This window comes from Cupriavidus sp. DB3, assembly GCF_020418465.1.
GTDB lineage: Bacteria > Pseudomonadota > Gammaproteobacteria > Burkholderiales > Burkholderiaceae > Cupriavidus > Cupriavidus cauae.
The window spans coordinates 83,241-109,708 of sequence record NZ_JAIZPL010000006.1; the positions used below are offsets into that span (position 1 = coordinate 83,241).

22 protein-coding genes and 1 pseudogene are annotated in these 26,468 nt (G+C 67.6%); 17 read left to right on the top strand and 6 right to left on the bottom strand.

All coding sequences use genetic code 11. The features are described from left to right. Positions 1-5: 5 nt before the first annotated feature. Positions 6-194: pseudogene (locus K7G19_RS19570) on the top strand (lipoprotein transmembrane); the annotation flags it as partial. A gap of 182 nt (positions 195-376) precedes the next feature. After that, positions 377-646 (top strand): hypothetical protein, encoded by a 270-nt coding sequence (locus K7G19_RS19575; protein WP_149319117.1) that lies wholly within the window; start codon positions 377-379, stop codon positions 644-646. A gap of 133 nt (positions 647-779) precedes the next feature. Here K7G19_RS19575 and fnr read toward each other — a convergent pair whose 3' ends face one another. Beyond that, positions 780-1,508 carry a fumarate/nitrate reduction transcriptional regulator Fnr gene (gene fnr, locus K7G19_RS19580; protein WP_149319116.1) on the bottom strand — a complete coding sequence of 243 codons (729 nt, stop codon included), beginning with the start codon at positions 1,506-1,508 and terminating at the stop codon, positions 780-782. A 100-nt stretch (positions 1,509-1,608) separates the two neighbouring features. On the opposite strand from fnr, the gene K7G19_RS19585 reads away from it, so the two are divergent. From K7G19_RS19585 to truB, 8 genes are all read left to right on the top strand, one after another. Further along, positions 1,609-2,385, top strand: a complete 777-nt coding sequence (locus K7G19_RS19585) for a sulfite exporter TauE/SafE family protein (protein ID WP_226108699.1) — start codon at positions 1,609-1,611, stop codon at positions 2,383-2,385. 587 nt (positions 2,386-2,972) lie between these two features. Then, positions 2,973-4,034, top strand: coding sequence for an SMC-Scp complex subunit ScpB (gene scpB, locus K7G19_RS19590; protein ID WP_226108701.1), 1,062 nt, complete (start codon positions 2,973-2,975; stop codon positions 4,032-4,034). 6 nt (positions 4,035-4,040) lie between these two features. Next, complete coding sequence (gene rluB / locus K7G19_RS19595; RefSeq protein WP_226108703.1) at positions 4,041-5,891, top strand: 23S rRNA pseudouridine(2605) synthase RluB; 1,851 nt, start codon at positions 4,041-4,043, stop codon at positions 5,889-5,891. Between the two features lie 294 nt (positions 5,892-6,185). Further along, the gene (gene rimP, locus K7G19_RS19600) at positions 6,186-6,674 is read left to right on the top strand and encodes a ribosome maturation factor RimP (RefSeq protein ID WP_053822015.1); all 489 of its coding nucleotides are present in this window, start codon (positions 6,186-6,188) and stop codon (positions 6,672-6,674) included. After that, complete coding sequence (gene nusA / locus K7G19_RS19605) at positions 6,671-8,146, top strand: transcription termination factor NusA (RefSeq protein WP_149319112.1); 1,476 nt, start codon at positions 6,671-6,673, stop codon at positions 8,144-8,146. Before rimP ends, nusA begins: the two co-directional genes overlap by 4 nt. Before the next feature lie 75 nt (positions 8,147-8,221). Then, positions 8,222-11,098 (top strand): translation initiation factor IF-2, encoded by a 2,877-nt coding sequence (infB, locus tag K7G19_RS19610; RefSeq protein ID WP_149319111.1) that lies wholly within the window; start codon positions 8,222-8,224, stop codon positions 11,096-11,098. A 107-nt stretch (positions 11,099-11,205) separates the two neighbouring features. Further along, the gene (rbfA, locus tag K7G19_RS19615; RefSeq protein WP_149319110.1) at positions 11,206-11,574 is read left to right on the top strand and encodes a 30S ribosome-binding factor RbfA; all 369 of its coding nucleotides are present in this window, start codon (positions 11,206-11,208) and stop codon (positions 11,572-11,574) included. Positions 11,575-11,723: 149 nt separating this feature from the next. Next, complete coding sequence (gene truB / locus K7G19_RS19620; RefSeq protein WP_226108705.1) at positions 11,724-12,695, top strand: tRNA pseudouridine(55) synthase TruB; 972 nt, start codon at positions 11,724-11,726, stop codon at positions 12,693-12,695. Between the two features lie 231 nt (positions 12,696-12,926). Here truB and K7G19_RS19625 read toward each other — a convergent pair whose 3' ends face one another. The 4 genes from K7G19_RS19625 to K7G19_RS19640 all read right to left on the bottom strand — a co-directional run bounded on the left by K7G19_RS19625 (position 12,927) and on the right by K7G19_RS19640 (position 18,047). Then, complete coding sequence (locus K7G19_RS19625) at positions 12,927-14,537, bottom strand: DHA2 family efflux MFS transporter permease subunit (protein WP_149319108.1); 1,611 nt, start codon at positions 14,535-14,537, stop codon at positions 12,927-12,929. A 2-nt stretch (positions 14,538-14,539) separates the two neighbouring features. After that, complete coding sequence (locus K7G19_RS19630) at positions 14,540-15,814, bottom strand: HlyD family efflux transporter periplasmic adaptor subunit (protein WP_149319107.1); 1,275 nt, start codon at positions 15,812-15,814, stop codon at positions 14,540-14,542. Positions 15,815-15,902: 88 nt separating this feature from the next. Continuing rightward, the gene (locus tag K7G19_RS19635; protein ID WP_226108707.1) at positions 15,903-17,465 is read right to left on the bottom strand and encodes an AdeC/AdeK/OprM family multidrug efflux complex outer membrane factor; all 1,563 of its coding nucleotides are present in this window, start codon (positions 17,463-17,465) and stop codon (positions 15,903-15,905) included. Between the two features lie 108 nt (positions 17,466-17,573). Beyond that, the gene (locus K7G19_RS19640; RefSeq protein ID WP_149319105.1) at positions 17,574-18,047 is read right to left on the bottom strand and encodes a MarR family winged helix-turn-helix transcriptional regulator; all 474 of its coding nucleotides are present in this window, start codon (positions 18,045-18,047) and stop codon (positions 17,574-17,576) included. A gap of 210 nt (positions 18,048-18,257) precedes the next feature. On the opposite strand from K7G19_RS19640, the gene typA reads away from it, so the two are divergent. Then, complete coding sequence (gene typA / locus K7G19_RS19645) at positions 18,258-20,078, top strand: translational GTPase TypA (RefSeq protein ID WP_023264592.1); 1,821 nt, start codon at positions 18,258-18,260, stop codon at positions 20,076-20,078. Positions 20,079-20,180: 102 nt separating this feature from the next. Here typA and K7G19_RS19650 read toward each other — a convergent pair whose 3' ends face one another. Continuing rightward, entirely contained in the window at positions 20,181-20,531 is a 351-nt protein-coding gene (locus K7G19_RS19650; RefSeq protein ID WP_226108709.1) for a VOC family protein, read from the bottom strand. A 214-nt stretch (positions 20,532-20,745) separates the two neighbouring features. On the opposite strand from K7G19_RS19650, the gene K7G19_RS19655 reads away from it, so the two are divergent. The 6 genes from K7G19_RS19655 (at position 20,746) to K7G19_RS19680 (ending at position 26,466) form a co-directional block, all read left to right on the top strand. Further along, a complete protein-coding gene (locus K7G19_RS19655) occupies positions 20,746-22,380 on the top strand; it encodes a methyl-accepting chemotaxis protein (RefSeq protein ID WP_226108711.1) in 1,635 nt (544 codons plus the stop codon). A 132-nt stretch (positions 22,381-22,512) separates the two neighbouring features. After that, positions 22,513-23,595, top strand: coding sequence for an enoyl-CoA hydratase/isomerase family protein (locus K7G19_RS19660; protein ID WP_149319102.1), 1,083 nt, complete (start codon positions 22,513-22,515; stop codon positions 23,593-23,595). 174 nt (positions 23,596-23,769) lie between these two features. Continuing rightward, the gene (locus K7G19_RS19665) at positions 23,770-24,330 is read left to right on the top strand and encodes an NADPH-dependent FMN reductase (protein ID WP_226108713.1); all 561 of its coding nucleotides are present in this window, start codon (positions 23,770-23,772) and stop codon (positions 24,328-24,330) included. 83 nt (positions 24,331-24,413) lie between these two features. Further along, the gene (locus tag K7G19_RS19670; RefSeq protein ID WP_149319100.1) at positions 24,414-24,743 is read left to right on the top strand and encodes a hypothetical protein; all 330 of its coding nucleotides are present in this window, start codon (positions 24,414-24,416) and stop codon (positions 24,741-24,743) included. 560 nt (positions 24,744-25,303) lie between these two features. Further along, positions 25,304-26,062, top strand: coding sequence for a hypothetical protein (locus K7G19_RS19675; protein ID WP_226108715.1), 759 nt, complete (start codon positions 25,304-25,306; stop codon positions 26,060-26,062). Between the two features lie 182 nt (positions 26,063-26,244). After that, complete coding sequence (locus tag K7G19_RS19680) at positions 26,245-26,466, top strand: hypothetical protein (RefSeq protein ID WP_226108717.1); 222 nt, start codon at positions 26,245-26,247, stop codon at positions 26,464-26,466. The last annotated feature ends 2 nt before the right edge of the window (positions 26,467-26,468 follow it).

Consider the following 26,468-nt stretch of genomic DNA (forward strand, 5'->3'; position numbering starts at 1 on the left):
TCGACATGTCCCAATGCAAACCGTGGTGGAAGGAACCGTGGCCGTGGCTGCTGATCAGCGGCCCGGCGCTGGCGATGATGGGCTGCGCGGTGACGATCTGGGTCGCGATGCAGCACGCGGATCGGCCCATCGTCGACGGCGTGGTGCGTCAGGGGCTGGTGATCCGGCAGGCGGCGACGCCGGCGGGGGCGGTGACGCCGGCAGCTGCGATGGCGGCTGCAATGGCGCCTGCAACCGCGGCTGCAACGGCGGCCGCAACGGAGGCCGCAACGGAGGCCGCAACGGAGGCCGCAACGGCGGCCGCAACGACGGCCGCAGCGGCGGTCGCCACGCGGCACGCGCGCGACGCAGTGAATTCCCACGCGGTGGCGCGGCCATGAAGGCGCGCTGGCTGATGTGGGTGCTGTGGCCCGCCTTCGTCGGCGCGGCCGTGGCCTTCGTGCTGGTGTTCTCGCTGATCGATCCGCGCGAGCTGCGGGTCTTCGGACGGCCGCTCGAGCTGTCGCACGGCGCGGTCTATACGATCGGCTTCGCCGTCGCGTGGGCGGTGTGCGCGCTGTCCAGCGCGCTGACGCTCTGCATGCTGCCGGCGTCGATCCTGGCGCCGATGTCGTCGCCGATGTCGGCGGCGGACGAACTGGAGTAGGGCGATGGCGAAGCCGGCGATGCGAGCGAAGCGCGCAATGGGGGCAAAGCTGGCAACGGGGGCAAAGCGGGCAATGGGGGCAAAGCGGGCAATGTGGGCGATGGCGGCCGCCAGCGCCATCGCCGCGCGGGCTTCAGCAGGCCGTCTTTCCCAGCAGCTGGCGGATGCCGTCCATGTCGACCAGCTTGACGTGGCGCTGGCGGATCTGGATCAGCCCGGCTTCGGCGAAGCGCGAGAACAGGCGGCTGACGGTCTCGAGCTTCAGGCCCAGATAGCTGCCGATTTCTTCGCGGCTCATGCGCAGCACGAACTCGGACGGCGAATAGCCGCGTGCCGACAGGCGCTCGGACAGGCTGATCAGAAAGCCCGCCAGCCGCTCCTCGGCGCGCATCGAGCCCAGCGTGATCAGCATCATCTGGTCCTGCGTGATCTCCCGGCTCATCAGCCGCATGAACTGGTGCTGCAGCGACGGCAACGAGGCCGACAGCGTCTGGATCTCGTTGTAGCGCACTACGCAGACCTCGGTGTCTTCGAGCGCGGTCGCGTCCGACGCATGCCGCATCTCGGTCAGCCCATCGAAGCCGACCACTTCGCCCGGCAGATGAAAGCCCGTGATCTGCGCGCGGCCGTCTTCCATCGTCACGTGGGTCTTCAGCGTGCCGAAGCGGATCGCATAGACCGCGTCGAGGGGATCGCCGAGGCGATAGAGCGATTCGCCCTTGCGCACGCGCACGCGTTCCTGCACCAGCGTGTCCATCTTTTCGACGTCCTGCGCGGACATGCCGATCGGCAGGCACAGCTGCCCCAGCGAGCAGGTGGAGCAGCGGGTCGATTGGTCGTTGAGGGGGATGGCGTTCAGCAATTGGAATCCGCGCGAAAGGAGGGAGTTGCCATCGGCATCGCGATGGGCGTCAAGCGTGCGGGCATTCTACCGTGCTGCTCCCCGTCGAGGGGAGCGTGAGATGGCAATCGGCGTACTGGCAAGCGTGTTTCTGCTGGCGCTGTTGGGCGGTGTCCACTGTGCGGCGATGTGCGGCGGCATCGCGCTGGTGCTCGAAGGCGATGACGCGCGGCGGGCCGCGCCGGTGTCGTTGTACCGCAGCCGCGCGGCCTGGGTCCGCGAACTGCTGGTGCTGCATGCCGGGCGCCTGAGTGCGTACGCAATGCTCGGCGCCTTGCTCGGCGCGGTGGGCGCGACCGCGTGGAAGACGCAGTATCTGCCCGTGCAGCGCGCGCTGTTCGCGGTCGGCAGCGCCAGCCTGCTGCTTGCCGGACTATGGACGCTGGGCGGCGCGCAACTGGTGGGGAAGGCGCCGGGTGTGAACGCCGTGGCGCGGCGTCTGGCGGCAGCCTGGGCGCGTTGGGGCGGAAGGACCATCGCGCGGCAGGACGCGGGGCCGGTTCCGCACGGCACCAGCCGGCGTCTGCTGCGCCGCTATGCCGCCGGACTTGCGTGGGGACTGGTTCCCTGCGGCATGGTCTACGCCGCGCTCGCGCTGGCCTTGCTGGCCGGCAGCGCGGCGTCGGGCGCGCTGGTGATGCTGGCCTTCGGTCTCGGTACGCTGCCCAATCTGCTGATGCTGTCGAGCCTGTCGGCCGGCCTGCGCGTGCTGGCGCGCCGCGCGTGGGTGCGCCGCGGGGTCGGCGCGGCGGTGGCGCTGTTCGGCGCGGCCGGTCTCGCGCGGGCCGCGATGCTGCCCGAAACGCTGGCCGCGCACGGCTTCTGCCTGACCCTCTGATGGCGGGCCGGCCCCTGCGTCCCAAGCCCGCGGTTGCAGGCCGGCGCGGGAATGCCATACAATCGCGGGAAGCCACGGCGACCGGGCCGCTTTCGCGCAGGTGTCGTGGTCGCCCGGTCGCGCTTGTTCCAGGCGTCTGTCACGGCACTCATGGGTTTCCATACCCATCTCCCTCCCCGCACTGTCCGGCTAGAACATCCGGTGTCGACATCGGCCAAGAATACCGGCCAGCGGCGTGGCAGCGAGGGGCCCGACAGGCTGCACGCCAGGCCATGACCAAGTTGTCTCGCAATCCGGACGGTCACGACCGCCCGGGCGTGTCGGCCGCAACAGGGGAGACGGCGCGACGCGCTGGTCCTTCCGCCGACCGATATCGGGAGACGGGCGGACGATCTTCTGCCGGACCGGACCGGCAATCGATGCACCGATGAGAAGCGCGCGGACCCGATGCGGCAAGCATCCCGGTCGGCAGCGCGATGAATGGCGGCAGGCGTCCCTGAAGCGGAACGCGCGCCGCTGAATCGACCAATCTCCAGCGCGTCCGGGTGTCACGGACGCAGATGCAAAGACAGGCCGCACACCACAACATGAATACCCAAGAGGCGAAAATCGTCCTCGAGACGGCGCTGATCTGCGCGCAGGAGCCGCTGCGCGTCGCCGATCTGCGCCGCTTGTTCGCCGACGACGTCGGCGCCGACACGATCCGTGTTCTGCTGGAGGAGTTGCGCAAGGACTGGGAGCCGCGCGGTGTCGAGCTGGTGGCGCTGGCAAGCGGCTGGCGCTTTCAGAGCCGTCCGGCGATGCGCGAATACCTGGACCGGCTCAATCCGGAAAAGCCGCCGAAATACTCGCGCGCGGTGATGGAGACGCTGGCCATCATCGCCTATCGCCAGCCGGTGACGCGCGGCGATATCGAGGAAATCCGCGGGGTCACGGTCAGCACCGAAGTGATCAAGAAGCTCGAGGACCGCAGCTGGATCGAGGTGATCGGCCATCGCGACGTGCCCGGCAAGCCGGCGCTGTACGCGACCACCAAGACCTTCCTCGACGACCTCGGGCTGCGTACGCTGGACGAACTGCCGCCGCTGGAGGATCCGCAGGCGCAGGTCCAGGAGGCGCTGCTGAAGCAGGGCGCCATCGATTTCGAAGAGGTCGCCACCGCGGCCGGCGTCGACGAAGAGGCATTTGCCGCGGCGCCGGAAGGCGTGGCGCAGGCCGATGGCATCGACGCCGCTGCGGTTCCTACGGCGGATGGGAGCGAAGGGCTTCATGGTGCCGATGCAGTTGATTCAGCTGATGCAGCCGATGCCGCCGATGAGGCGCCCCAGGATGTGGCGCTCGCCGAAGATGTAGCCGCGGCCGGCGTGGCCACCGGGGAAGGGTCCCCTGAGATGTCCGGCGAGGGGCAGCCACGGGCCGATGCCGATGACTCCGCCGAAGCCCCCGCGATGGCCGCGGCGGCGGGGTCCGAGGATGCCGCCGGCGCTGCCGAGGCCACCGACGCTGCCGAAGGCGCCGAAGCGCCCGAAGCCGCCGAAGCGCCCGAAGCCGCCGAAGCTGGCGGCGAGTCCGCCGGCCAGGCCGACGCCGACGCGCCCCAACTCGATGAACGCGATGCCGACGAGCATGGCACGCGCGTCCCGAACTAAGACCAGATGCAACAAGCGAGTGTGAATACTTTGTCCGACTCTATCGATCAAGACGTGCGCGAGGCTGAGACGCCTGCCGAGGGCGCCGCGCCGCGCCGCAAGGGCCTGCGCCGTGGCCTGCGCAATCTGGTGGCCTCGCGCCGCCAGTCGGCGCAGGACCGCGATGCCGCCGAGCCCGTGGCCGGCGATGCCGGCGCGGCGGTGCAGCCAGAAGGCGGCACCGGCGGCGCCACGGCGGCCCCCGCGCCCGGATCGCGAGGCGGACGGGGCAGGCGCGCCAAGCCCGCCGAAGGCGAGGCGCCGCGCGAGAACGCCGGCAAGCGCCGCGGCCGCGGCAATGCCGGCCAGAATGCGAGCCAGAACGTCGGCCACCAAGCCGGCGCCAGAGCCGAAGGCGCACGGCCCGAAGGCGAGGCCGGCAACAACGGCCAGCCGCGTCCGGGCGGCAAGCGCAAGGGCGGCAAGAACGCGGCCCGGCCCGCCAAGGGCGCCGGCAAGTCTGCCGCGCCGACCGCCGACAAGGGCGGCGCCAGGCCGGCCGCGAAGGGCGACAAGAGCGCCGCGGCCGAGGACCTGTTCCGCTTCGTGATCTCGGGCCAGTACGACGCCGATGGCGGCGCTGCCGGGGCGGCGCGCAAGGCCAAGCCGGTGCGCGAGCTGTCCGCCGAGGACGATGCGCCCAAGCTGCACAAGGTGCTGGCCGAAGGCGGTCTCGGTTCGCGCCGGGAAATGGAAGAACTGATCCTGCAGGGCCGCGTGTCCGTCAACGGCCTGCCCGCGCATATCGGGCAACGCATCCTGCCGACCGACCAGGTCCGCGTCAACGGCAAGCTGATCCACCGCCGCGTGACCACCAAGCCCCCGCGCGTGCTGCTGTACCACAAGCCCTCGGGCGAGATCGTCAGCCAGTCGGACCCGGAAGGCCGCCCGACCGTGTTCGACAGCCTGCCGCGCCTGAAGACCGCCAAATGGGTGGCCGTGGGCCGGCTGGACTTCAACACCGAAGGCCTGCTGATCTTCACGACATCAGGCGATATCGCCAACCGCTTCATGCATCCGCGCTACGGCGTCGAGCGCGAATACGCGGTGCGCACGCTGGGCGAGCTGGCCGAGGCGGATCGGCAGCGCCTGCTGCACGGCATCCAGCTCGACGATGGCCAGGCCAACTTCCTGCGCATCGTCGACGGCGGCGGCGAGGGGGTCAACCACTGGTATCACGTGGCGCTGACCGAGGGCCGCAACCGCGAGGTGCGCCGCATGTTCGAGGCGGTCGGCCTGACCGTGTCGCGGCTGATCCGTACCCGTTATGGCCAGTTCCTGCTGCCGCGCGGCCTCAAGCGCGGCCGCTGGCAGGAGCTCGAGCCCGAGGAGGTGCGCGCGATGATGGCCGCGATCGGCCTGAAGGCGCCGGCCAAGCAGGCCGGCGCGCCGAAGGGCGCGACCAAGGTGGGCGGGCGCAAGCAGCGCGAGCAGGCCGCGATCGAGGGCAAGCCGATGCCGACCGGCATGGATGGCCTGCCGCGCTTCAACAAGGAAGGTGGCCGCGGCGGCGCCAATCGCGGCCAGCCCGATCCGATGCAGACGTCGATGGGCTATATCACCGCGCCGACGCTGCTGACCTCGCACACGGGCAGGTTCGCGGCGGGCGTCAGCATGCCGCAGCAACCCGGCATGCGCGGTCCGGCCGGCGGTGGCCGCGGCGGTCCGCGTGGCGGTGCGCGCGGCGCGCAGGGGCAGGGCGGCCAGGGCCAGGGACGTCCGCAGCGGCGCGGCGGCGAGCCCAACGGCAATGTGATTCCGAAGGCTGGCAAGCCGAGCGGCCCCGGGCGCGGACGCCCGCGCGGCGGCAAGCGCTGAGGCGCACGCGCGCCCGGACGCGAGGCGGCACCGGGCGAGGGCGGGCACAATTCGTGCCCCCTTCGCTCGGCTTTGCCTTTTGTGGCCCTAGCGCGTATAATGCGAGTCTATTCAAAAAGTCATCCTCCAGGGGATGGGCGAATGATGGGCGTTCCGCCCATTTTTTTTTGGTTCGTCCGATCGTCCGAACACGCGGAAAATCGCGATGTGGGGCTCCGCCGGAGATGACGGCAGGCAGCCGGCCATTCGCCGCGGCCTTGCCCGGTAGTTTGATGGCCATTTTTCGGAACGACAGTGCATCTGGCAGATTTGATCGAAACCACACTGACCGGCATGGGGTATGAGCTGGTCGAACTTGAACGCGCCCCAGGCGGGTTGCTGCGCGTCTATATCGATCAACCTGACACCGGCATTGCCATCGAGGATTGCGAGAAGGTCAGCCGCCAGCTGACCCACGTGCTGACCGTCGAGAACGTCGATTACGAACGGCTCGAGGTCTCCTCTCCGGGACTGGATCGTCCGCTTAAGAAACTGGCCGACTATGTTCGCTTTGCCGGCGAGGAGGCGCGCGTGACGCTGCGCCTGCCGATCGACGGTCGCAAGAACTTCGTCGGCATCCTGCAGCCGCCCACCGGGGAGCCCGGCGCCGAGAAGATCGGCCTGGAATTCGAGGGCAAGGATGGCCCCGCGCTGCTGGAATTTACCGTATCCGATGTCGACAAGGCGCGCCTGGTGCCGGTAATCGACTTCAAAGGAAATCAGAGAAAAGGGAACAAGCAATGAGCCGCGAAGTTCTGTTGCTCGTCGATGCGCTTGCGCGCGAGAAGAACGTCGACAAGGATGTGGTATTCGGTGCGCTCGAAGCGGCTCTCGCTTCGGCCACCAAGAAGCGTTTCGAGGAAGACGTCGATATCCGTGTGCACATCGATCGGGAATCCGGCGAGCACGAGACTTTCCGCCGCTGGCTGGTGGTGCCCGACGAGCAGGGCCTGCAGGAGCCGGACAAGCAGATCCTGCTGTTTGAAGCCCGCGAGCAGGACCCCAATATGGAACTCGGCGATTTCGTCGAGGAACAGATCGAGTCGGTCGAGTTCGGCCGCATCGGCGCGCAGGCCGCCAAGCAGGTGATCCTGCAGAAGATCCGCGACGCCGAGCGCGAGCAGATCCTGAACGATTACCTGGAACGCGGCGAGAAGATCATGACCGGCACGGTCAAGCGCGCCGACAAGAAGGGCCTGATCGTCGAGTCCGGCCGCGTCGAGGCGTTGCTGGGCCGCGACCAGATCATTCCGAAGGAAAATCTGCGTACCGGCGACCGCGTTCGAGCGTATATCCTGAATGTGGACCGCACCGCGCGTGGCCCGCAGATCGAGCTGTCGCGCACCTCGCCGCAGTTCCTGATCAAGCTCTTCGAGAACGAAGTGCCCGAGATGGAACAGGGCCTGCTGGAGATCAAGGCGGCCGCCCGCGACCCGGGCGTGCGCGCGAAGATCGCGGTGGTGGCGCACGACAAGCGCATCGATCCGATCGGCACCTGCGTCGGCGTGCGCGGTACCCGCGTCACCGCGGTGCGCAACGAGATCGGCGGCGAAGCGGTCGACATCGTGCTGTGGTCGGAAGACCCGGCGCAGTTCGTGATCGGCGCGCTGGCGCCCGCGCAAGTGCAGTCGATCGTCGTCGATGAAGAGAAGCACAGCATGGATGTCGTGGTCGACGAGGAAAACCTCGCCGTCGCGATCGGCCGCAGCGGACAGAACGTGCGCCTGGCGTCCGAACTGACCGGCTGGCAGATCAACATCATGACGCAGGAAGAATCGGCGCAGAAGCAGGCCGAGGAAAGCGAAGTGGTGCGGCGCCTGTTCATGTCCAAGCTGGACGTGGACCAGGAAGTGGCCGACATCCTGATCGAGGAAGGCTTCTCCTCGCTCGAGGAAGTCGCCTACGTGCCGATCAGCGAGATGATGGAGATCGAGGCCTTCGACGAGGACACCGTCAACGAGCTGCGCAATCGCGCCCGCGATGCGCTGCTGACGATGGAGCTGGCTCGCGAAGAGAAGGTCGAGTCGGTGTCGCAGGATCTGCGCTCGCTGGACGGCCTGACGCCGGAGCTGATCGGCAAGCTCGCCGAAGGCGATATCCACACGCGTGACGACCTTGCCGAACTGGCGGTCGACGAACTGGTCGAGATGACCGGGGTCAGCGAAGAAGAAGCCAAAGCGCTGATCATGAAAGCACGGGAACACTGGTTCAACTGAGGGACACGTTCGCATAGAGCGCGCTTTCCGCACAAGACTGTCCCGACGTAGAAACCGAGCATTGAAAGGGTTTGAATGGCAAGCACAACAGTTGCCCAACTGGCCGCAGAACTGAGTCGCAGCGCAGCTGCCCTGCTGGAACAATTGCAGGCAGCTGGGGTGGGCAAGTCCAAGCCTGAGGACGTGGTCACCGAGACCGACAAGGCCAGGTTGCTGGACTACCTGAAGCGTTCGCACGGTCAGGCCGATGACGGCTCGCGCAAGAAGATCACGCTGACCAAGCGCGAAACCTCGGAGATCCGCCAGGCGGATGCGACCGGGAAGACGCGCACGGTGCAGGTCGAGGTGCGCAAGAAGCGCGTGCTGATCAAGCGCGACGAGTCGCCCGCCGATGGCGCGGCCGACGGCCAGGAAGTTTCCGAGCCGGTGGTCGACCAGGCCGAGCTGGCGCGCCGCGCCGAAGAGGAACGCCGCCAGGCCGAATTGCTGGCGCGCCAGGAAGCCGAGCTGAAGGCCCGCCAGGAGGCGGCCGAACGCGAGGAGGCCGAGCGCCGCGCACGCCAGGAAGCGCTGGAGGCAGAGGAACGCCGCCAGGCCGAGCTGGCCGCCCGCAAGGCCGAGGAAGAGGCCGCGGCAACGCGCGCCGCGAGCGAGGCCAACGAGGATTCGGATCGCAAGAAGGCCGAGGACGACAAGACGCGCCTGGCGGCCGAACGCGCCGCCGCGCAGAAGGCCGCCGACGATGCCAAGGCCGCCGCCGACAAGGTGCGCGCCGAGCAGGATGCGGCCCGCAAGCGCCGCGAGGCCGCCGAGGCCGAGGCCCGCGCGATCCAGCAGATGCTCAATGCGCCGGCGCGCGTGCTGAAGGCACCGTCCGAGCGCAAGGCCGAGGAAAAGAAGGCCGAGCAGAGCGGCACGCTGCACAAGCCGGTCAAGCCGGCCGGCACGGTCGAGGCCAAGAAGGACGAGAAGAAGCCCGCGGTGGCTACCACGACGGTCGACAAGAAGACCGGCAAGGTGGTCAAGGGCTCCTCGACCTGGCAGGACGAAGGTTCGCGCAAGAAGGGCGGTGGCCTGAAGACCCGCGGCGATTCGTCGGGCGGTGTCGGCGGCTGGCGCGGCGGCCCGCGTGGCCGTGGCGGCAAGCATCAGCAGGACGATCGCAGCGGCTTCCAGGCCCCGATGGAGCCGGTGGTGCGCGAGGTCCATGTGCCCGAGACCATCTCGGTCGCGGACCTGGCCCACAAGATGGCCGTCAAGGCCTCCGAGGTCATCAAGCAGATGATGAAGCTCGGCCAGATGGTGACCATCAACCAGGTGCTGGACCAGGAGACCGCGATGATCGTGGTCGAGGAAATGGGCCACAAGGCGCTGGCGGCCAAGCTGGACGATCCGGAAGCGCTGCTGATCGAAGGCGGCGAGGACCAGTCGGACGCCGAGCAGCTGCCGCGTCCGCCGGTCGTCACCGTGATGGGTCACGTCGACCACGGCAAGACCTCGCTGCTGGACTACATCCGCCGCACCAAGGTCGCGGCCGGCGAAGCGGGCGGCATTACGCAGCATATCGGTGCCTACCATGTGGAAACCGACCGCGGCGTGATCACCTTCCTCGATACGCCGGGCCACGAGGCCTTCACGGCGATGCGTGCGCGCGGTGCCAAGGCGACCGATATCGTGATCCTGGTGGTGGCCGCCGATGACGGCGTGATGCCGCAGACCAAGGAGGCGATCGCCCACGCCAAGGCGGCCGGCGTGCCGATCGTGGTGGCGATCAACAAGGTCGACAAGCCCGAAGCCAACCCGGACCGCGTCAAGCAGGAACTGGTGGCCGAGCAGGTCGTGCCGGAAGAGTACGGCGGCGATTCGCCGTTCGTGCCGGTGTCGGCCAAGACTGGCCAGGGCGTCGAAGAGCTGCTGGAACAGGTGTCGCTGCAGGCCGAAATCCTGGAGCTGAAGGCACCGGTGGACGCGCCGGCCAAGGGCCTGGTCGTCGAAGCGCAGCTGGACAAGGGCAAGGGCCCGGTGGCGACCGTGCTGGTCAGCAGCGGCACGCTCAAGCGCGGCGACGTCGTGCTGGCGGGCAGCGCCTACGGCCGTGTCCGCGCGATGCTCGACGAGAACGGCAAGCCGACCAAGGAAGCCGGCCCCTCGATTCCGGTCGAGATCCAGGGCCTGTCCGAAGTGCCGGCGGCCGGCGAGGAAGTGCTGGTGCTGCCCGACGAGCGCAAGGCGCGCGAAATCGCGCTGTTCCGCCAGGGCAAGTTCCGCGACGTCAAGCTGGCCAAGCAGCAGGCGGCCAAGCTCGAGACCATGCTGGAGCAGATGACGGAAGGCGAAGTGCAGACACTGCCGCTGATCGTCAAGGCCGACGTGCAGGGTTCGCAGGAAGCGCTGGTGCAATCGCTGCAGAAGCTGTCGACCGACGAAGTGCGCGTGCAGATCGTGCACGGCGCGGTGGGCGGCATCACCGAGTCCGACGTCAACCTGGCCACGGCCTCGAAGGCGGTCATCATCGGCTTCAACGTGCGTGCCGACGCCGGTGCGCGCAAGCTGGCCGAGAACAACGGCATCGACATCCGCTACTACAACATCATTTACGATGCGGTAGACGAGATCAAGGCGGCGATGTCGGGCATGCTGGCGCCGGAGAAGCGCGAAGTGACGATCGGCCAGGTCGAGGTGCGCCAGGTGTTCCGCGTGCCGAAGATCGGCGCGGTGGCCGGCTGTATGGTCACCGACGGTCTGGTCAAGCGGGGCGCCTTCGTGCGCGTGCTGCGCAACAACGTCGTGGTGTTCTCGGGCGAGCTCGATTCGCTCAAGCGCTTCAAGGACGATGTCAAGGAAGTCAAGCAGGGCTTCGAGTGCGGTCTGTCGATCAAGAACTTCAACGACGTTCAGGAAGGCGACCAGCTCGAAGTGTATGAAATCACCGAGGTCGCGCGCACGCTGTAAGGCGGCGCGCCGCGGCGGCGAACCTTCACCGGTTTGCCGCCGCCGGCCCATCCACGCCGTCGGACCCATCGCCTTCGCTGGCGACGCCGCTGGCAAAGTCGTATCGCATGGCCAAAAAAGGCAATATCTCTTCCCGTAATCTGCGCCTGTCCGATCAGATCCAGAAGGATCTGGCCGAGATGATCCAGCGCGAGCTGCGCGACCCGCGCCTGGGCCTGGTGACGCTGCAGTCGGTGGCGCTGACCCCGGACTACGCGCACGCCAAGGTCCACTTCACGGTGCTGGGCGCCGAACCGGCCGATGCCGAGGCGATCCTCAACGAGAAGGCCGGCTACCTCCATTCGCTGCTGTTCAAGCGGCTCCATATCCATACCGTGCCGACGCTGCGCTTCGTGCACGATACCTCGGTCGAACATGCGATCGAGATGTCGAAGCTGATCGACCAGGCCAACGCCACACGGGCCAAGGACGAGTAAGTCCGTGGCGCCGGCGCGTCCTGCGTCGTCGCCTCTCCCGAGCCGCGCAGCCGGGTGGCACGCCGATATGGCAGGCGCGCCGATATGGCAAGCGCATTGCCGCCACCGCTTCCACCGATCTCGCCGCCGCTCCTGCCGTTTCATTCCCCATGACCGATTCCACCGCTCCACGTCCGCCTCGGCTGCCGCGCCGCGACGTGCATGGCGTGCTGCTGCTCGACAAGCCGCTCGGGCTGTCGTCCAACGATGCGCTGATCCGCGCCAAGCGGCTGCTGCGCGCCAACAAGGCCGGCCATACCGGCACGCTCGATCCGCTGGCGACCGGGCTGCTGCCGCTGTGCTTCGGCGAGGCGACCAAGTTTTCGCAGGATCTGCTCGATGCCGACAAGACCTATGAGGCAACGGTGCGACTGGGGCAGCGCACCTCGACCGGCGATGCCGAAGGCGAGGTGGTCGCCGAACGTCCGGTCAGCTGCGATGCCGCGGCGCTGAACCAGGCGCTGGTGCGTTTCGTCGGCCCGATCGAGCAGGTGCCGCCGATGCATTCGGCGCTGAAGAAGGATGGCCGGCCGCTGTACGAATACGCGCGCGCGGGCCAGACGGTCGAGCGCGCGGCGCGCAGCGTGACGATCCACGAGATCGCCTTGCTGAGCTGCGAACTGCCCGGGGCGCCCGTGTTCGCGATGCGCGTGACCTGCAGCAAGGGGACGTACATCCGGACGCTGGCCGAGGACATTGGCGAGGCGCTGGGCTGTGGCGCGCATCTGACCGCGCTGCGGCGCACCGCGGTCGGCGATCTGACGCTGGACGGCGCGGTCACGCTGGAGCAGCTCGGCGAGCAGGACGACGCGGCGCGTCCGGCCCTGCTGGCGCCGGTGGACGCGCTGCTGCAGCGCTGCGCGCCGGTGACGCTCGACGCCGCGGCGACGCAGCGCTTCCTGCAGGGCCAACGCATCGCCGGACGCGATCTGCCTGCGGCGGTATTCAAAGGTGCGGGATTGCGTGAAGACGCGCTGGCGCGCGTCTATGGCGGCGAGCCGGCGCGGCTGCTGGGCGTGGCCAGATGGCGCGAGGGTGCGCTGCGGCCGGAGCGGTTGGTGCGGTTGAACGCGCCCGACTGACGACCGCCCGGGATTCCCTCTGCCCGACCCTCTCCCGCGCGCGGGAGAGGGGGAACACCTGGAGAGGAGGGGACGCAGCAGGTTTGCTGCCCTCTCCCGCTTGCGGGAGAGGGGCGGGAGAGGGGCGGGAGAGGAGCGGGGGAGAGGGCATGCAGCGGTCGCCATTCTGCCGAGCCTGAGCGCCCGATCAACGCCTCATCGATGCGCCTTCAATGCGCCCTCAGTGCGCCCTCAATGCGCCCCCATGGCATCCGCGGACCCGCCGCCACCGCCCTTGGGCTTCGTCAGCCAGACGAACACGATCAGCCCGAAGAACATCACCCCCGAAATCCAGAAGATATCGTTGGCGCCCAGCATCGACGCCTGCTGCGAGATGGTGCGCTCGATCACGCCGACCGCCTGCATATGGCTCATGCCCTGCTGCATCAGGTGCTCGACCTGGGCGTTGTAGATCGGGTTGTAGGGATTGACCTGTTCCACCAGGTGCGCATGGTGCATCGCCGAGCGGTTCTCCCACACGGTGGTCGACACCGAGGCACCGATCGCGCCGAAGGTGATCCGCACGAAGTTCGACAGGCCCGAGGCCGCCGGAATCTTGTCGGGCGGCTGTCCCGACAGGATGATCGACGTCAGCGGGATGAAGAACATCGCCATCGCCGCGCCCTGGATCAGTGTCGGAATCATCAGCGTGGTGGTGTCCACGTCGATCGTGAACCGCGAACGCATCAGGCTGACGATGCCGAACGTGATGAAGGCCGCGGTGGCGACCCAGCGCGGGTCCATCTTCGGCAGATTGCGCCCGATCACCGGCGACAGCAGGATCGCGAAGATGCCCACCGGCGCCATCACGATGCCGGCATCGGTCGCGGTATACCCGACGATCGTCTGCAGCCATAGCGGCAGGATCACCAGATTGCCGAAGAACAGCCCGTAGGCGACCGAGATCGCCACCACGCCCGCGCTGAAGTTGCGGCCGTTGAACAGGCTGATATCGACGATCGGATGCTTCTCGTAGCGCTCCCACGCCAGGAAGAACAGGAAGCCCACCACCGCGACCACCGTCAGCGTGACGATCTCGGTCGAATGGAACCAGTCGAGCTCCTTGCCCTTGTCCAGCATCAGCTGCATCGAACCGACCCAGATCACCAGCAGCGCCAGGCCGATGGTGTCGATCGGCAGCACCCGCGTCGGCGTTTCGCGCTCGCGATAGATCGCCCAGGTCGCGTACGCGGCCAGGATGCCCACCGGGATGTTGATGTAGAAGATCCACGGCCACGTCATGTTGTCCGAGATCCAGCCGCCCAGCAGCGGGCCCATGATCGGCGCGACCAGCGTGGTCATGCCCCATAGCGCCAGCGCCATCGTGCTCTTGTGCGGCGGATAGCTCGACAGCAACAGCGACTGCGACAGCGGGATCATCGGCCCGGCCACCGCGCCCTGCAGGATCCGCGCGGCCAGCAGCACCTCCAGGTTGGGCGCCACGCCGCACAGCCACGACGACAGCACGAACAGCAGGATCGACGTGACGAACAGCCGCACCGCGCCGAAGCGCGTGGTCAGCCAGCCGGTCAGCGGCACCGAGATCGCGTTGGCGACCGCGAACGAGGTGATGACCCAGGTGCCCTGGTTCGGCGACACGCCCAGGTCGCCCGAGATCGCGGGAATCGACACGTTGGCGATCGACGAGTCGAGCACGTTCATGAACGTGGCCAGCGACAGCGCGATCGTGCCGACGATCAGCTTGGCGCCCGACAGCGGTTCCTGGTGCGCGGGGCGCGCAGGGGCCGCTGGCGATGTGGGCGCGGGTTCGGCGCCCTCGCGGGCGGTCAGGGTATCGGCCATGATCAGGCGTGCGTGGTCGCTTTCTTGGCGGTTGTCGCGGAACTGGCCGTCGACGCGCGGGCCGCCGAGGCCGGCGCCGCCGGCTCGGCGCCCTGGCGGCCGCTGTTGGTCGCGATGATGCGCGCGATCAGCGCATCGGCGTCGTGGCCGACCTTGTCATAGACGTCCGTCTGCATCGGCTTGCTGGCGGTGGTGGTCGTCATCGCCGCGCCTTCGGTCTTGCGCACGTCGACAGTGACGTTCATCGACAGGCCGATGCGTAGCGGATGGTCCTTCAGCTGTTGCGGATCGAGCGCGATGCGCACCGGCAGGCGCTGCACCACCTTGATCCAGTTGCCGGTGGCGTTCTGCGCCGGCAGCAGCGAGAACGCCGAGCCGGTGCCGGCCGAGAAGCCGGCCACCTTGCCGTGGTATTCGACGTCGGAGCCGTAGACGTCCGCATGCAGCGTGACCGGCTGGCCGATCCGCATATGCGTGATCTGGACTTCCTTGAAGTTGGCGTCGACCCAGACCTGGTCGAGCGGCACCACCGCCATCAGCGGCGCGCCGGCGGCCACCCGCTGGCCGACCTGCACCGAGCGCTTGGCGACATAGCCGGTCACCGGCGCCGGCAGCTGCGAGCGCGCGTAGTTCAGGTAGGCGGCGCGCACGTTGGCCGCGGCGCGCTGCACGTTGGGGTGCTTCTCGACGGTGGTCTGGTCGGTCAGCGCCTTGTTCGACGCGAGCTGCTCGCGCGCGGCCTGCAGCGCCGATTCGGCGGCCTGCAGCGTGGTGCGCGCATGGGCCAGTTCTTCGGAGGAAACCGCGCCCGAGCCGGCGATGGCCTGGCGGCGCTTCAGGTCTTCGCGGGCCCGCGCGACATCGGCCTGGCGCAGCGCCACGTTGGCCGCCAGCGAGCCGTTGTTGACGTACAGCGTGCGCACCTCGCGCACCGCCTGTGCCAGCTGTGCCTCGGCCTGGGCCAGCGCGACCTCGCTGTCGGCGCGGTCGAGCTGGATCAGCGGCTGGCCGGCGTTGACCAACTGCGTGTCGTCGGCGCCAATGCCCACCACCGTGCCCGGCACCAGCGGGGTCACCTGGACCACGTTGCCCGCCACGTAGGCGTCGTCGGTGCTTTCGAAATGCCGGGCATACAGGGCCCAGTAGCCGCCGTAGGCCAGGCCCGCGACCACCACCGCGGCGGTCAGCGAGAGCAGCAGGCGCTTGCGCTTGCCGTTGTTGTTGTCGGAGGGTTGCGTGCGGGTGGCCGCGTTCTGGTTCTGTTGTTGGTCGCTCATGATGTCGGTCGCTTGATGTCGGTCGCTTGAACGGTTCGACGTTGTCGTTGTTCTTCGCTGTCGTGTTGTGGCGGGGTGGTGGGGCGCGTCAGCCGTGCGCCGCGGCGCGGCGCGGCGTGGGTGCGGCCGTGGTCGTGGCCGTGGCCGGCTTTCCAGCCTGTGCCGGCTCCGGATGGGCGGACTCGCCGGGCTCCTGGTAACCGCCACCCAGCGCCTTGACCAGCGCCATCTGCAGATCCAGACGGCGCGCCTGCAGATCGGTGGCCAGGCGCCGCTGCTGCAGCACGTTGCTCTCGGCGTTCAGCACGGTCAGCTGCGTGCCCAGGCCCGCCTTGTAGCGCGTGGTCGCCAGCGCATAGGCATGCTCCGCAAGCTCCAGCGCCTCGCGTTGCGTCTGGATCTGCTGATCGACGCTGCGGATGCTGGTCACCGTATCGGCGGTCTCGCGCAGCGCATCGACCAGCGTCTGGTTGTAATTGGCCACCGCCAGGTCGTATTGCGCGTGCTTGCCCTTCAGGTTCGCGCGCAGCCGTCCGCCTTCGAAGATCGGCAGGCGCACCGCCGGGCCGAAGCCGAACTGGCGGCTGATGCCGAGCAGCAGGTTGGACGGATCGAGCGAGGCCAGGCCCGCGAAGGCGCTCAGCGTGACATTGGGCAGGAACTCCGCGCGCGCGACCTCGATGTCCTTCGACGAGGCCTCGACGCGCCAGCGCGCCGCGACCAGATCGGGCCGGCGGCCGAGCAGGTCGATCGCCAGGTTGTCCGGCAGCGTCGGCGTGGCATGCGCCAGCAGCGTCGGCCGCTGGATGGCCAGGCCCCGGTCCGGACCCTTGCCGAGCAGCGCCGCGATCTGGTTGCGCGCCAGCGCGATCTCTTCGTCGATGCGCTGCAGATCGGTGCGGGCCGACGCCACCGTGGCGCGGGCCTGCGTGGTTTCCACCTGCGTGTCGAGACCGGCCGACAGGCGCTGGCGCGACAGCTCGGTCAGGTCGCCGCGCTGGGCGATGGCGCGCTCGGCCACATCGCGCTGCGCGAACAGCGCGGCCAGCCGCGCGTAGTTGCGCGCCACCGCGGTGGTCAGCAGCAGCCGCGAAGCCTGGCTTTCGGCTTCGGCGGCACGGTCGTCGGACAGCGCCGCTTCCAGCGCCGAGCGGTTCTTGCCCCAGAAGTCGAGGTCGTAGGACAGGCCGGCCTGCAGCCGCGACAGGTTCTGCCACGAGCCGGCACGCGGCGTGCCTTCGTACAGATCGGTCTCGGAGAAGCGCTGGCGCGACAGCGAGGCGTCCAGATCCAGATGCGGATACAGCGCGCTGCGCGTGGCGTCGGCCATCGCGCGCGAGGCTTGCACCCGGGCGAGGGCCGCCTGCAGGTTGGGGCTGTTCTGCACGGCCTCGTCGACCAGCGCGCGCAGTTGCGGATCGCCAAACTGGTCGACCCAGTCCTGCGACGGCCACTGGCCATGCTGGCCCGGCAGCGTCTGCGCGGTGGCCAGCTGCGCGGGCTCGGTCATGACCTGGGTGGTGTGGGAGTTGCCGAAGGCGGCGCAGCCCGCCAGTGCGGCGGCGGCCAGCGCGCTGAGCGCGAAGGCGCCGAGACGGCGGGCCGGTTGCCGCGCCGGAGCGCGGCGGGAAATCGAAATTTGAGGGTTCATGTTGGGCGACAACGAAATGCCGAAAATGCGAGGGCGGCGGTCGGGTGCCGATGGCACGGACCGCGGCGGCGAATCTGGCCGGCTGGCGGCGGGAGGCTGGCTAGGGCGCTATCCGGTGTTGTTGGCGATCACCCGCTGCAACATGTCGCGGAACTGGGCGATCTCGGCCTCGGTGAAGCCGCGGAAGCGCCGGTTCAGCACGCGGCAGAAGATCGCGGGCAGCTGGTCGACCAGCGCGTGGCCGGCCGGCGTGACGCGCAGGTCGACGATGCGCCGGTCGGCGTCGCTGCGCTGCCGCTCGACCAGGCCGCGTTTTTCCATGCGGCTGATCAGGCGCGTGACCGAGCCCATATCGGTGTTCAGCTCCCGGCCCAGATCGGTCACCGTACGGGCGCGGCCGTGCGCCAGCATCACCAGGCAGGAGGCCTGGGCGTGCGTGATATCCAGCGCGCCGACCTCCTGCTCGACGTCGCGCGACAGTTCGCCCTTGGCCCGCGCCATCAGATAGCCGACGCTGTCGCAGATCCGATAGGAGGCGGGATCGAAGGGGAAGGTGTCGTCGGTGCCCGGGGCGTTCATCATTTGCCTATGCAATCTTTGTCGTGGCAAATATATGCACGTGCTGAGAAAACCGCAAGAACGTCAATTCGTCATTTCTGATTTGGAAATAGTGCGCTGCAAGCCCTTGCAGCAACGCGATAGACAGACCGAACGGCCGCCCGCAGTTTTGCGTCGCAACATGCTAGAATGGCGGGTTGAATTTTTGATGCCCAGCTGCAAGCGAGAGCCGCAATGACCCGCGCAATCCGCAATATCGCCATCATCGCCCACGTCGATCATGGCAAGACCACCTTGGTGGACCAACTCCTGCGCCAGGCAGGCACCTTCCGTGAGAACCAGCAGGTTGCGGAGCGGGTGATGGACTCGAACGACCTGGAAAAAGAACGCGGGATCACCATCCTGGCGAAGAACTGTGCGGTCGAGTACAACGGCACCCATATCAATATCGTCGACACCCCGGGCCACGCCGACTTCGGTGGCGAGGTCGAACGCGTGCTGTCGATGGTCGACGGCGTGCTGCTGCTGGTCGACGCGGTCGAAGGCCCGATGCCGCAGACCCGTTTCGTCACGCGCAAGGCGCTGGCGCTGGGCCTTAAGCCGATCGTCGTGATCAACAAGATCGACCGTCCGGGCGCCCGTCCGGACTGGGTCATCAACCAGACCTTCGACCTGTTCGACAAGCTGGGCGCGACCGACGAGCAGCTCGACTTCCCGGTGATCTACGCCTCGGGCCTGAACGGCTACGCCGGCCTGACCGAGGATGTGCGCGACGGCGACATGAAGCCGCTGTTCGAGACCGTGCTCGACAAGGTTCCGGTCCGTAACGACGACCCGGACGGTCCGCTGCAGCTGCAGATCATCTCGCTGGACTACTCGAGCTACGTCGGCAAGATCGGCGTCGGCCGTATTTCGCGCGGCCGCGCCCGTCCGCTGCAGGACGTGGTGGTCAAGTTCGGCCCCGAGGGCAACCCGATCAAGGGCCGCATCAACCAGGTGCTGAAGTTCCGCGGCCTGGAGCGCGAGATCGTGCCCGAGGCCGAGGCCGGCGACATCGTGCTGATCAACGGCATCGAGGAACTGGGTATTGGCTGCACCGTCTGCGCGCCCGATGCGCAGGACGCGCTGCCGATGCTGAAGGTCGACGAGCCCACGCTGACGATGAACTTCTGTGTCAACACCTCGCCGCTGGCGGGCCGCGAAGGCAAGTTCGTCACCAGCCGCCAGCTGCGCGAACGCCTGGACCGCGAACTGAAGTCCAACGTGGCGCTGCGCGTGGCCGAAACCGGCGACGACACCGTGTTCGAAGTGTCGGGCCGCGGCGAACTGCACCTGACCATCCTGCTGGAAAACATGCGCCGGGAAGGCTACGAGCTGGCCGTGTCGCGCCCGCGCGTGGTGTTCAAGGAAATCGACGGCGTCAAGCACGAGCCGTACGAGCTGCTGACGGTCGACGTCGAGGACGGCCACCAGGGGGCCGTGATGGAAGAGCTGGGCCGCCGCAAGGGCGAACTGCTCGACATGGCGTCGGACGGCAAGGGCCGTACCCGCCTGGAATACCGCATCCCGGCCCGCGGCCTGATCGGCTTCCAGGGCGAGTTCCTGACGCTGACGCGCGGCACCGGCCTGATCTCGCACATCTTCGACGACTACGCGCCGGTGCGCGAGGGCGGCCTGGGCGAGCGCCACAACGGCGTGCTGATCTCGCAGGACGATGGCGAGGCCGTGGCCTACGCGCTGTGGAAGCTGCAGGATCGCGGCCGCATGTTCGTCAAGCCGGGCGACCCGCTGTACGAAGGCATGATCATCGGCATCCACAGCCGCGACAACGACCTGGTCGTGAACCCGATCAAGGGCAAGCAGCTGACCAACGTGCGCGCCTCGGGTACCGACGAAGCGGTGCGCCTGGTGCCGCCGATCCAGATGACGCTCGAATACGCGGTGGAATTCATCGCCGACGATGAGCTGGTCGAGATCACGCCGAAGAGCATCCGCCTGCGCAAGCGCTTCCTGAAGGAACACGAGCGCAAGCGCGCGTCGCGCGAAGGCGCATAAGCGCAAGCGATACGCTGCCCGCAAGGGGAAGGGCCGAGTCCTGTGGTGAACGGGACTCGGCCCTTGTCGTTTGTGGGCGCCGAGGCGGGGAGGACGCCGTCCTCAGAGGTGGCAGAGGATGTTCACCAGCCTGCCGAACGGATCGCGCACGAAGAAGCGCCGCACGCCCCAGGGCTCCTCGGCGATGCCGTATTCGATTTGCAAGCCCGCCTGCACGGCCCTGGCGTGGACCTCGTCGAGGCTGTCGACCTCGATCGACAGGTCGGGCACCGGGGTACCGGAGCCGCCCTCGGTCGCGATGCTGATCTGCGGCGTGGTGTCTTGCCCGGTCGCATAGGTCCGGATCCAGCCGTGATCCATCACGACTGCCATGCCAAGCAGGTCGCCATAGAAGGCCTGGGCCGCCTCGATGTTCGGGGCGGCGATGTTTGCGACGACTCGCTTGACGGTCATGGTGGCTCTCCGACGATGGAATCCGGCGATTCTACGGCCCATCATCCGCTTCGATAAGCCGGCCGCGATGGGCAATGCGCGATGGGCGATCCGATTCGTGCATCCGCCGGATACACAGTCTTTCCTTTCCATGCCGTCAAGGAACGCGCCGGCGCGCCGTTGATAGCGGGGCGGCAAACATGCCGTGATCGCACGATAAGAACGGGGAGCTGGAATGTTTCGCAACACCACCATTGGCGCCAGATTGTGGAGCCTCATTGTCGTTACCAATTTGATCCTGCTGATCGTCGGCGCCTTTGGCTGGCTCGGCATGTCGCGCAGCAACGACGCGACGCGGCAGATCCATCAGCATCAGCTGGCCGCCGCGATGCATCTGTCCGAGGCGCGCGCAAACCAGTTGCTGGTGCGCGTGCTGCTCGACCAGGCGACGTTCGCCACCGATCCGGCCGATGCGCTGGCGCGTGCCGATACCGCGGCCGGATTCGCGCGGGCCTCGGAGACGGCGTGGAAGGCCTATCTGGCACTGCCGCGCGGCACGGAGGAAGACCGCGCTGCCGAGCTGGTGTCGGCGCGCCGCGAGGCGCTGCACAAGCAAGGGGTCGAGCCGATGATCGCCGCGCTGAAGGCGGGCGATCGCGAGCGCGTGATGGCGCTGGTGCTCGAGACCATTCCGAAGCTCGATATCGCCTTCACGTCGGCCAACGCCGAGCTGAACAAGCTGCAGACGGCAGCGGCCGAGTCCGTCTATCAGGAGTCGCAACATCGCTATGCGAAGCTGCGCGCGTGGTCGCTGGTGCTGCTGGCGCTGGGCCTGGCGTTCAGCACCATCTTTGCGTGGCGGCTGCGCGGCTCGATCGTCGGCCCGCTCGAGACCGCGATCGCGCGTTTCGAGCGGATCGCGCGTGGGGATTTGAGCGCGGCGCGCGCCCTCGATACGCCCGGGCAGCAGGGTCATCGTGCTGCGGATAGCGGGGCCGGCATCGCACAAGAGGTGAGCCGCAACGAGGTCGGCCGCACCGAGGCCAGCCGCAACGAGACCGGTCGCATGCTCGCCATGCTGGCCCGGATGGAAGCGAGTCTGGCGGGCATGGTCGGCGAGGTGCGCACCGGCGCCGACGCCATCGCCGCGGCGAGCCGGCAGATCGCGCTGGGCAACGCCGATCTGTCCCAGCGCACCGAAGAGCAGGCGGCCTCGCTCGAGCAGACCGCCTCGAGCATGGAGCAACTGACCGGCACGGTACGGCAGACCGCGGACAATGCCCGCGAAGCGAATGCGCTGGCGGGCGACGCCAGCGGGCTGGCGGAGCGGGGCGGGGAAGCGGTGACGCGCGTGGTCGACACCATGCGGGCAATCGACGCCAGCGCCAACCGGATCGTCGACATCATCGACGTGATCGAGAAGATCGCCTTCCAGACCAACATCCTCGCGCTGAACGCCGCGGTCGAGGCCGCGCGTGCCGGCGAGCATGGCCGCGGCTTCGCGGTGGTGGCGGGCGACGTGCGCGATCTGGCGCAGCGTTGTGCGACCGCGTCGAAGGAAATCCGCGGGCTGATCGACGAATCGGTGCGCAATGTTCGCGCCGGCAGCGATATCGTCGCCGATGCCGGCCGCGCGATGGAGGACATCGTCGGCGCGGTGCGCCGCGTCAGCGCGATCGTCGGCGGCATCAGCGCCGCCTCGATGGAGCAGTCGCAGGGCATCGAGCAGGTGAATCAGGCGGTCACGCAGATGGACGGCATGACCCAGCAGAATGCCGCGCTGGTCGAAGAGGCGGCCGCCGCGGCGACCTCGCTGGAGGACCAGGCACAGCGGCTGACCGGCCTGATGGCGCGTTTCCGTCTTGCCTGAATTGGCCGGCATCCCCAGACATCCCCGGGGTCCCCTGGCATACCTCGGTATCCTCCCGGCGTTACGGACTGCGGGCCGGCATGGCTGGTGTACAGTGGCGGCCTGCATTTCGTCACCACAGGAACAGGAGACATGACCGAGTTTGTTGCAACCGAAGTCGTCGGCGGTGTCGGCTATCTGACGCTGACCCGGCCCCAGGCCCTCAATGCCCTGTCGCTCGACATGGTGCGCGCCTTGACGCAGGCGCTGGACCAGTGGGCGGCCGATCCCGGCGTCGTCGCCGTGGTGGTCGCCGGTGCGGGCGGCAAGGCCTTCTGCGCGGGCGGCGACATCCGTTTCTTCCATCAGGCCGCGCTCGCCGGCGATCCGACGCTGGACCAGTTCTTTGTCGAGGAATACGCGCTCAATCACAAGATCCACCGCTATCCGAAGCCCTATATCGCGCTGATGGACGGCGTGGTGATGGGCGGCGGCATGGGCATCTCGCAGGGCGCGCGGCGGCGCCTGGTCACCGAGCGCACCAAGATGGCGATGCCCGAGACCAATATCGGGCTGTTTCCGGACGTGGGCGGCGGCTGGTTCCTGGCCCGCACCCCGGGCCGCCTGGGCGAGTACCTGGGCCTGACCGGCAACGTGATTCACGCGGCCGACGCGCTGTACGCCGGACTGGCCGACGCCTTCGTGCCGAGCAATGCGCTGGCCGAGCTGGTGGCGTCGCTGCGCGCCGGCAACTTCGCCAGTGGCGACGAAGTGCTGGCCGCGATCGATGCCTGCAGCGCCGGGCATCGCGCCGCCTGCGATCCGGCCGCGAGCATGCTGGCGCGCCAGCGCGAGGCAATCGACGGGGCCTTCGGCGCCGCCACGGTCCAGCAGATCGTTGCCATCGTCAGCGATGCCAGCGACGACTGGTCCGCTCAGACGGCCGCCGCCTTGCGTACCCGCTCCCCGCTGATGCTGTGCGTGACGCTGGAGCAGATCCGCCGCGCGCGGACCATGGCGCTCGAGGACGAGCTGCGCATGGAGCTCGACATGATGCATGACGTGTTCCGCTACGGCGACGGCGTCGAGGGCATCCGCGCGCTGGCAATCGACAAGGACCACGCGCCGAAGTGGCGGCCGGCCCGGCTCGACGAGGTCGAGCGCAACAAGGTGCTCGCCTTCTTCGACAGTCCGTGGCGCGCCGAGGCGCATCCGCTGGCCGGATTACAGGCCTGAGAGGACGCGCGCGCCGGTGCGGGCTCCGTGCGCGCCGATGCCCTTGGGGCAGGCGCGCGCACGGCCGACGCCACATCGGGTTAGAGTGTGGTCTGGGCGCCGGCCAGAGATGGCCGGTCCCGCCGTTTTTCGGCAGTCTTTCCTTTCCCCGTCTCTCTCAGAAAAGGAAGCACGATGAGCACTCCACGCGACGTCGCGGTACTGGTGGGCAGTCTCCGCAAGGATTCCTTCAATCTCAAGCTGGCATTGGCGCTGGCGCAGCTGGCCCCGGCCGAACTCAAGCTCGACATCGTCGAGATCGGTCAGCTGCCGCTCTACAACCAGGACGACGATGACAACCCGCCGGCGGCCTGGACCGCTTTCCGCGACCGGATCCGCCGCGCCGACGCGGTGCTGTTCGTGACCCCCGAGTACAACCGCTCGGTGCCCGCGCCGCTGAAGAATGCCATCGACGTGGGGTCGCGTCCCTATGGGCAGAGCGCCTGGGATCGCAAGCCCGGGGCGGTAATCAGCGCCTCGCCGGGCGCCATCGGCGGGTTTGGCGCCAACCACCATCTGCGCCAGTCGCTGGTGTTTCTCAATGTGCCGGTGCTCCAGATGCCGGAGGCCTATATCGGTGGTGTCGACAAGCTGTTCGATGCGCAGGGCAATATCGGCAACGAATCGACACGTGCCTTTCTGGGCAAATTCCTGACGACCTTTGCGGCCTGGGTGGAGCGCAACGCCGCAAGCTGACTGTGACGGCGCGGCCGCCGCCTCGGCCCCCACTCTCGTAGGGGAGGCCTAAAGATGGCGAAAACCGCGCCGACAATGCTGATATGGATGCAAGCGACAATTCCTCCGACTTCCCGGAAGGTGCGGCCAACGCCGAACTGGTCGGGTGCTGGGCCACTGCCTCGCCGCAGTTGCTGGCCACCGTGCTGAACCACGCCATCGACGCCGAAGACCTGTCCGGCTTCGCGGCGCTGCTGTCCGACATCGCCCGCGACCGCGGGCTCAAGGGCAACCGCGGCGCGCACCAGTCGATCTACGACATGCCGTATTCGAGCCTGCTGCCACGCCAGCAGCACCTGCTGGCCGATGCCTTCGACCTGTTCGTCAAGCTGGGGCTGGAACTGCAGCCGCGGCAGCAGCGGCTGAACGACTGAGCGCGCTGAGCCGCTGAGCCGTTGAGTCGCTGAGCCGTTGAGTCGCTGAGCCGCTGAGCCGCTGAGGGGGCTGAGGGGACTGAGGGGACTGAGGGGACTGAGGGGACTGAGGGGACTGAGGGGCGGAGCAGCTTGTGTCACTGCGCCGACTTGCCTCCCGCCGGCGGCGCGGCGGCGCTGTCCCCGGGCGGCCCGTCCGACGCCCATTGCCGCGTGAAGACGGAGGGCGATGCGATGCGCCTCCGGGTGGTAAACTTCCGGGTTTTCCTCGTTCCCGTCGACGGACGGGATAGACGACCCAAGTCATGTCCGAATCGCTAGCCGCCAGCGCGGCGCCGGCATCGGCAGGTCCGCAGAAGGTCAATCCGCGGCGCATTTCGGTGGCGCCCATGATGGACTGGTGCGAAGTAAGAACGGATTTGGCTTAACCACGCGGGTTTGCGGGCGATTCGTGGTGGTGCTGTAGCATTTTCGTAGCAGCGGATTTGTGCGGGTTCCCTCCGAAAGTTGGGCGGAAGATCCCGGTTAAGTACATCGGTAAGTGTTATATTCGTGCCCGTATGAAAGCCGAACCTGTTACGAAAGCCTCAGAGATCGCCGAGAAGGTGAACGAATTCGCCAGAAATGGCGGTCCCTTCGCCCGCAAAGATTCGCTTTGGTGGCGCGCTCTGAAGCGAGAAGCAGAGCAGGTGCGCGATGTGGAGCCGGGGCTCGGATGGGCCACCCTTGGCACGCTGATGGCCATTGCTGGCGACTACGAAGAACTTGTCAGGTGCTACACCGCCGCGATGCCGTTTTCTGGGGCCTTTCCAGAGATTGCGACCAATTACATGGTCAACCTGTCGAATCTTGGCTATCACTCTGCCGTACTGGCGCTAGGCGCCGAGGTGGCGAGGCCGGAGCGCGGCTTTTTTAGTACCCGGGGCAACCTTCTCGTTAAGTCTGGAGGGTTTGTGATGGCGGCTCAATTCCTGGAAAGGGCACGCGAGATGGGCCTTGATGTAAGCAATCTTAGCGGACCTGAAATCGAGCTCGCTGCATTTCTCCTGCGCGAAGCTGAACTGTCTGACTGGGACGTGGCGAAGCACTTGGACCTGGCTGGCGAGATGCTGCGCAAGCGCGGTCACCTGTTCGTGAAGCGCCCAGTTGTAGATGTCCAGGACGTGGAGGGCGTTTTCACAGGCATCACGTACACGATGATGGTAAGGCTGCCTCGCAGCGACGTGTTCGAGATGAACTGCGCCCTAGCGCAAGCAGAGGTGGAGGCCGGAATCAAGCGGCATCCTTATTTCGACGTGACGTTTTCTGCAACGGAATGAACGCAGAGCCAACGCACCTTATTGAGTGCGCTACCCGAATCTCTGAGCTCGGTACGGATGACGCGACCTGCCGGGCTGTCGTCAGTCGAGCCTATTATGCGGCTTACCACGCTGCTAAGCGATTCCATGAAAGTCTGGCAGTGCCTGGGTATGTCATGGGCGCTTCGGGTAGGCACCAACAATTGCTGAACCAGCTCGCATTCCCAGGGCTCTCCGAAAAAAATGACCGCTATGCAGTCTCTGCGGGACTGGCAAAGACGTTGCGTCCTGTCTATGCAGCCCGTGTCGATGCGGATTACCACCTCAACATCGGCATTACTCCAGACCGCACGCAAGAGGTGCTAAAGGCATCTACGGATGTCATCGACATCGCCGAAAAATGGCAGGTCAAAAAAGCCGCGTGAAA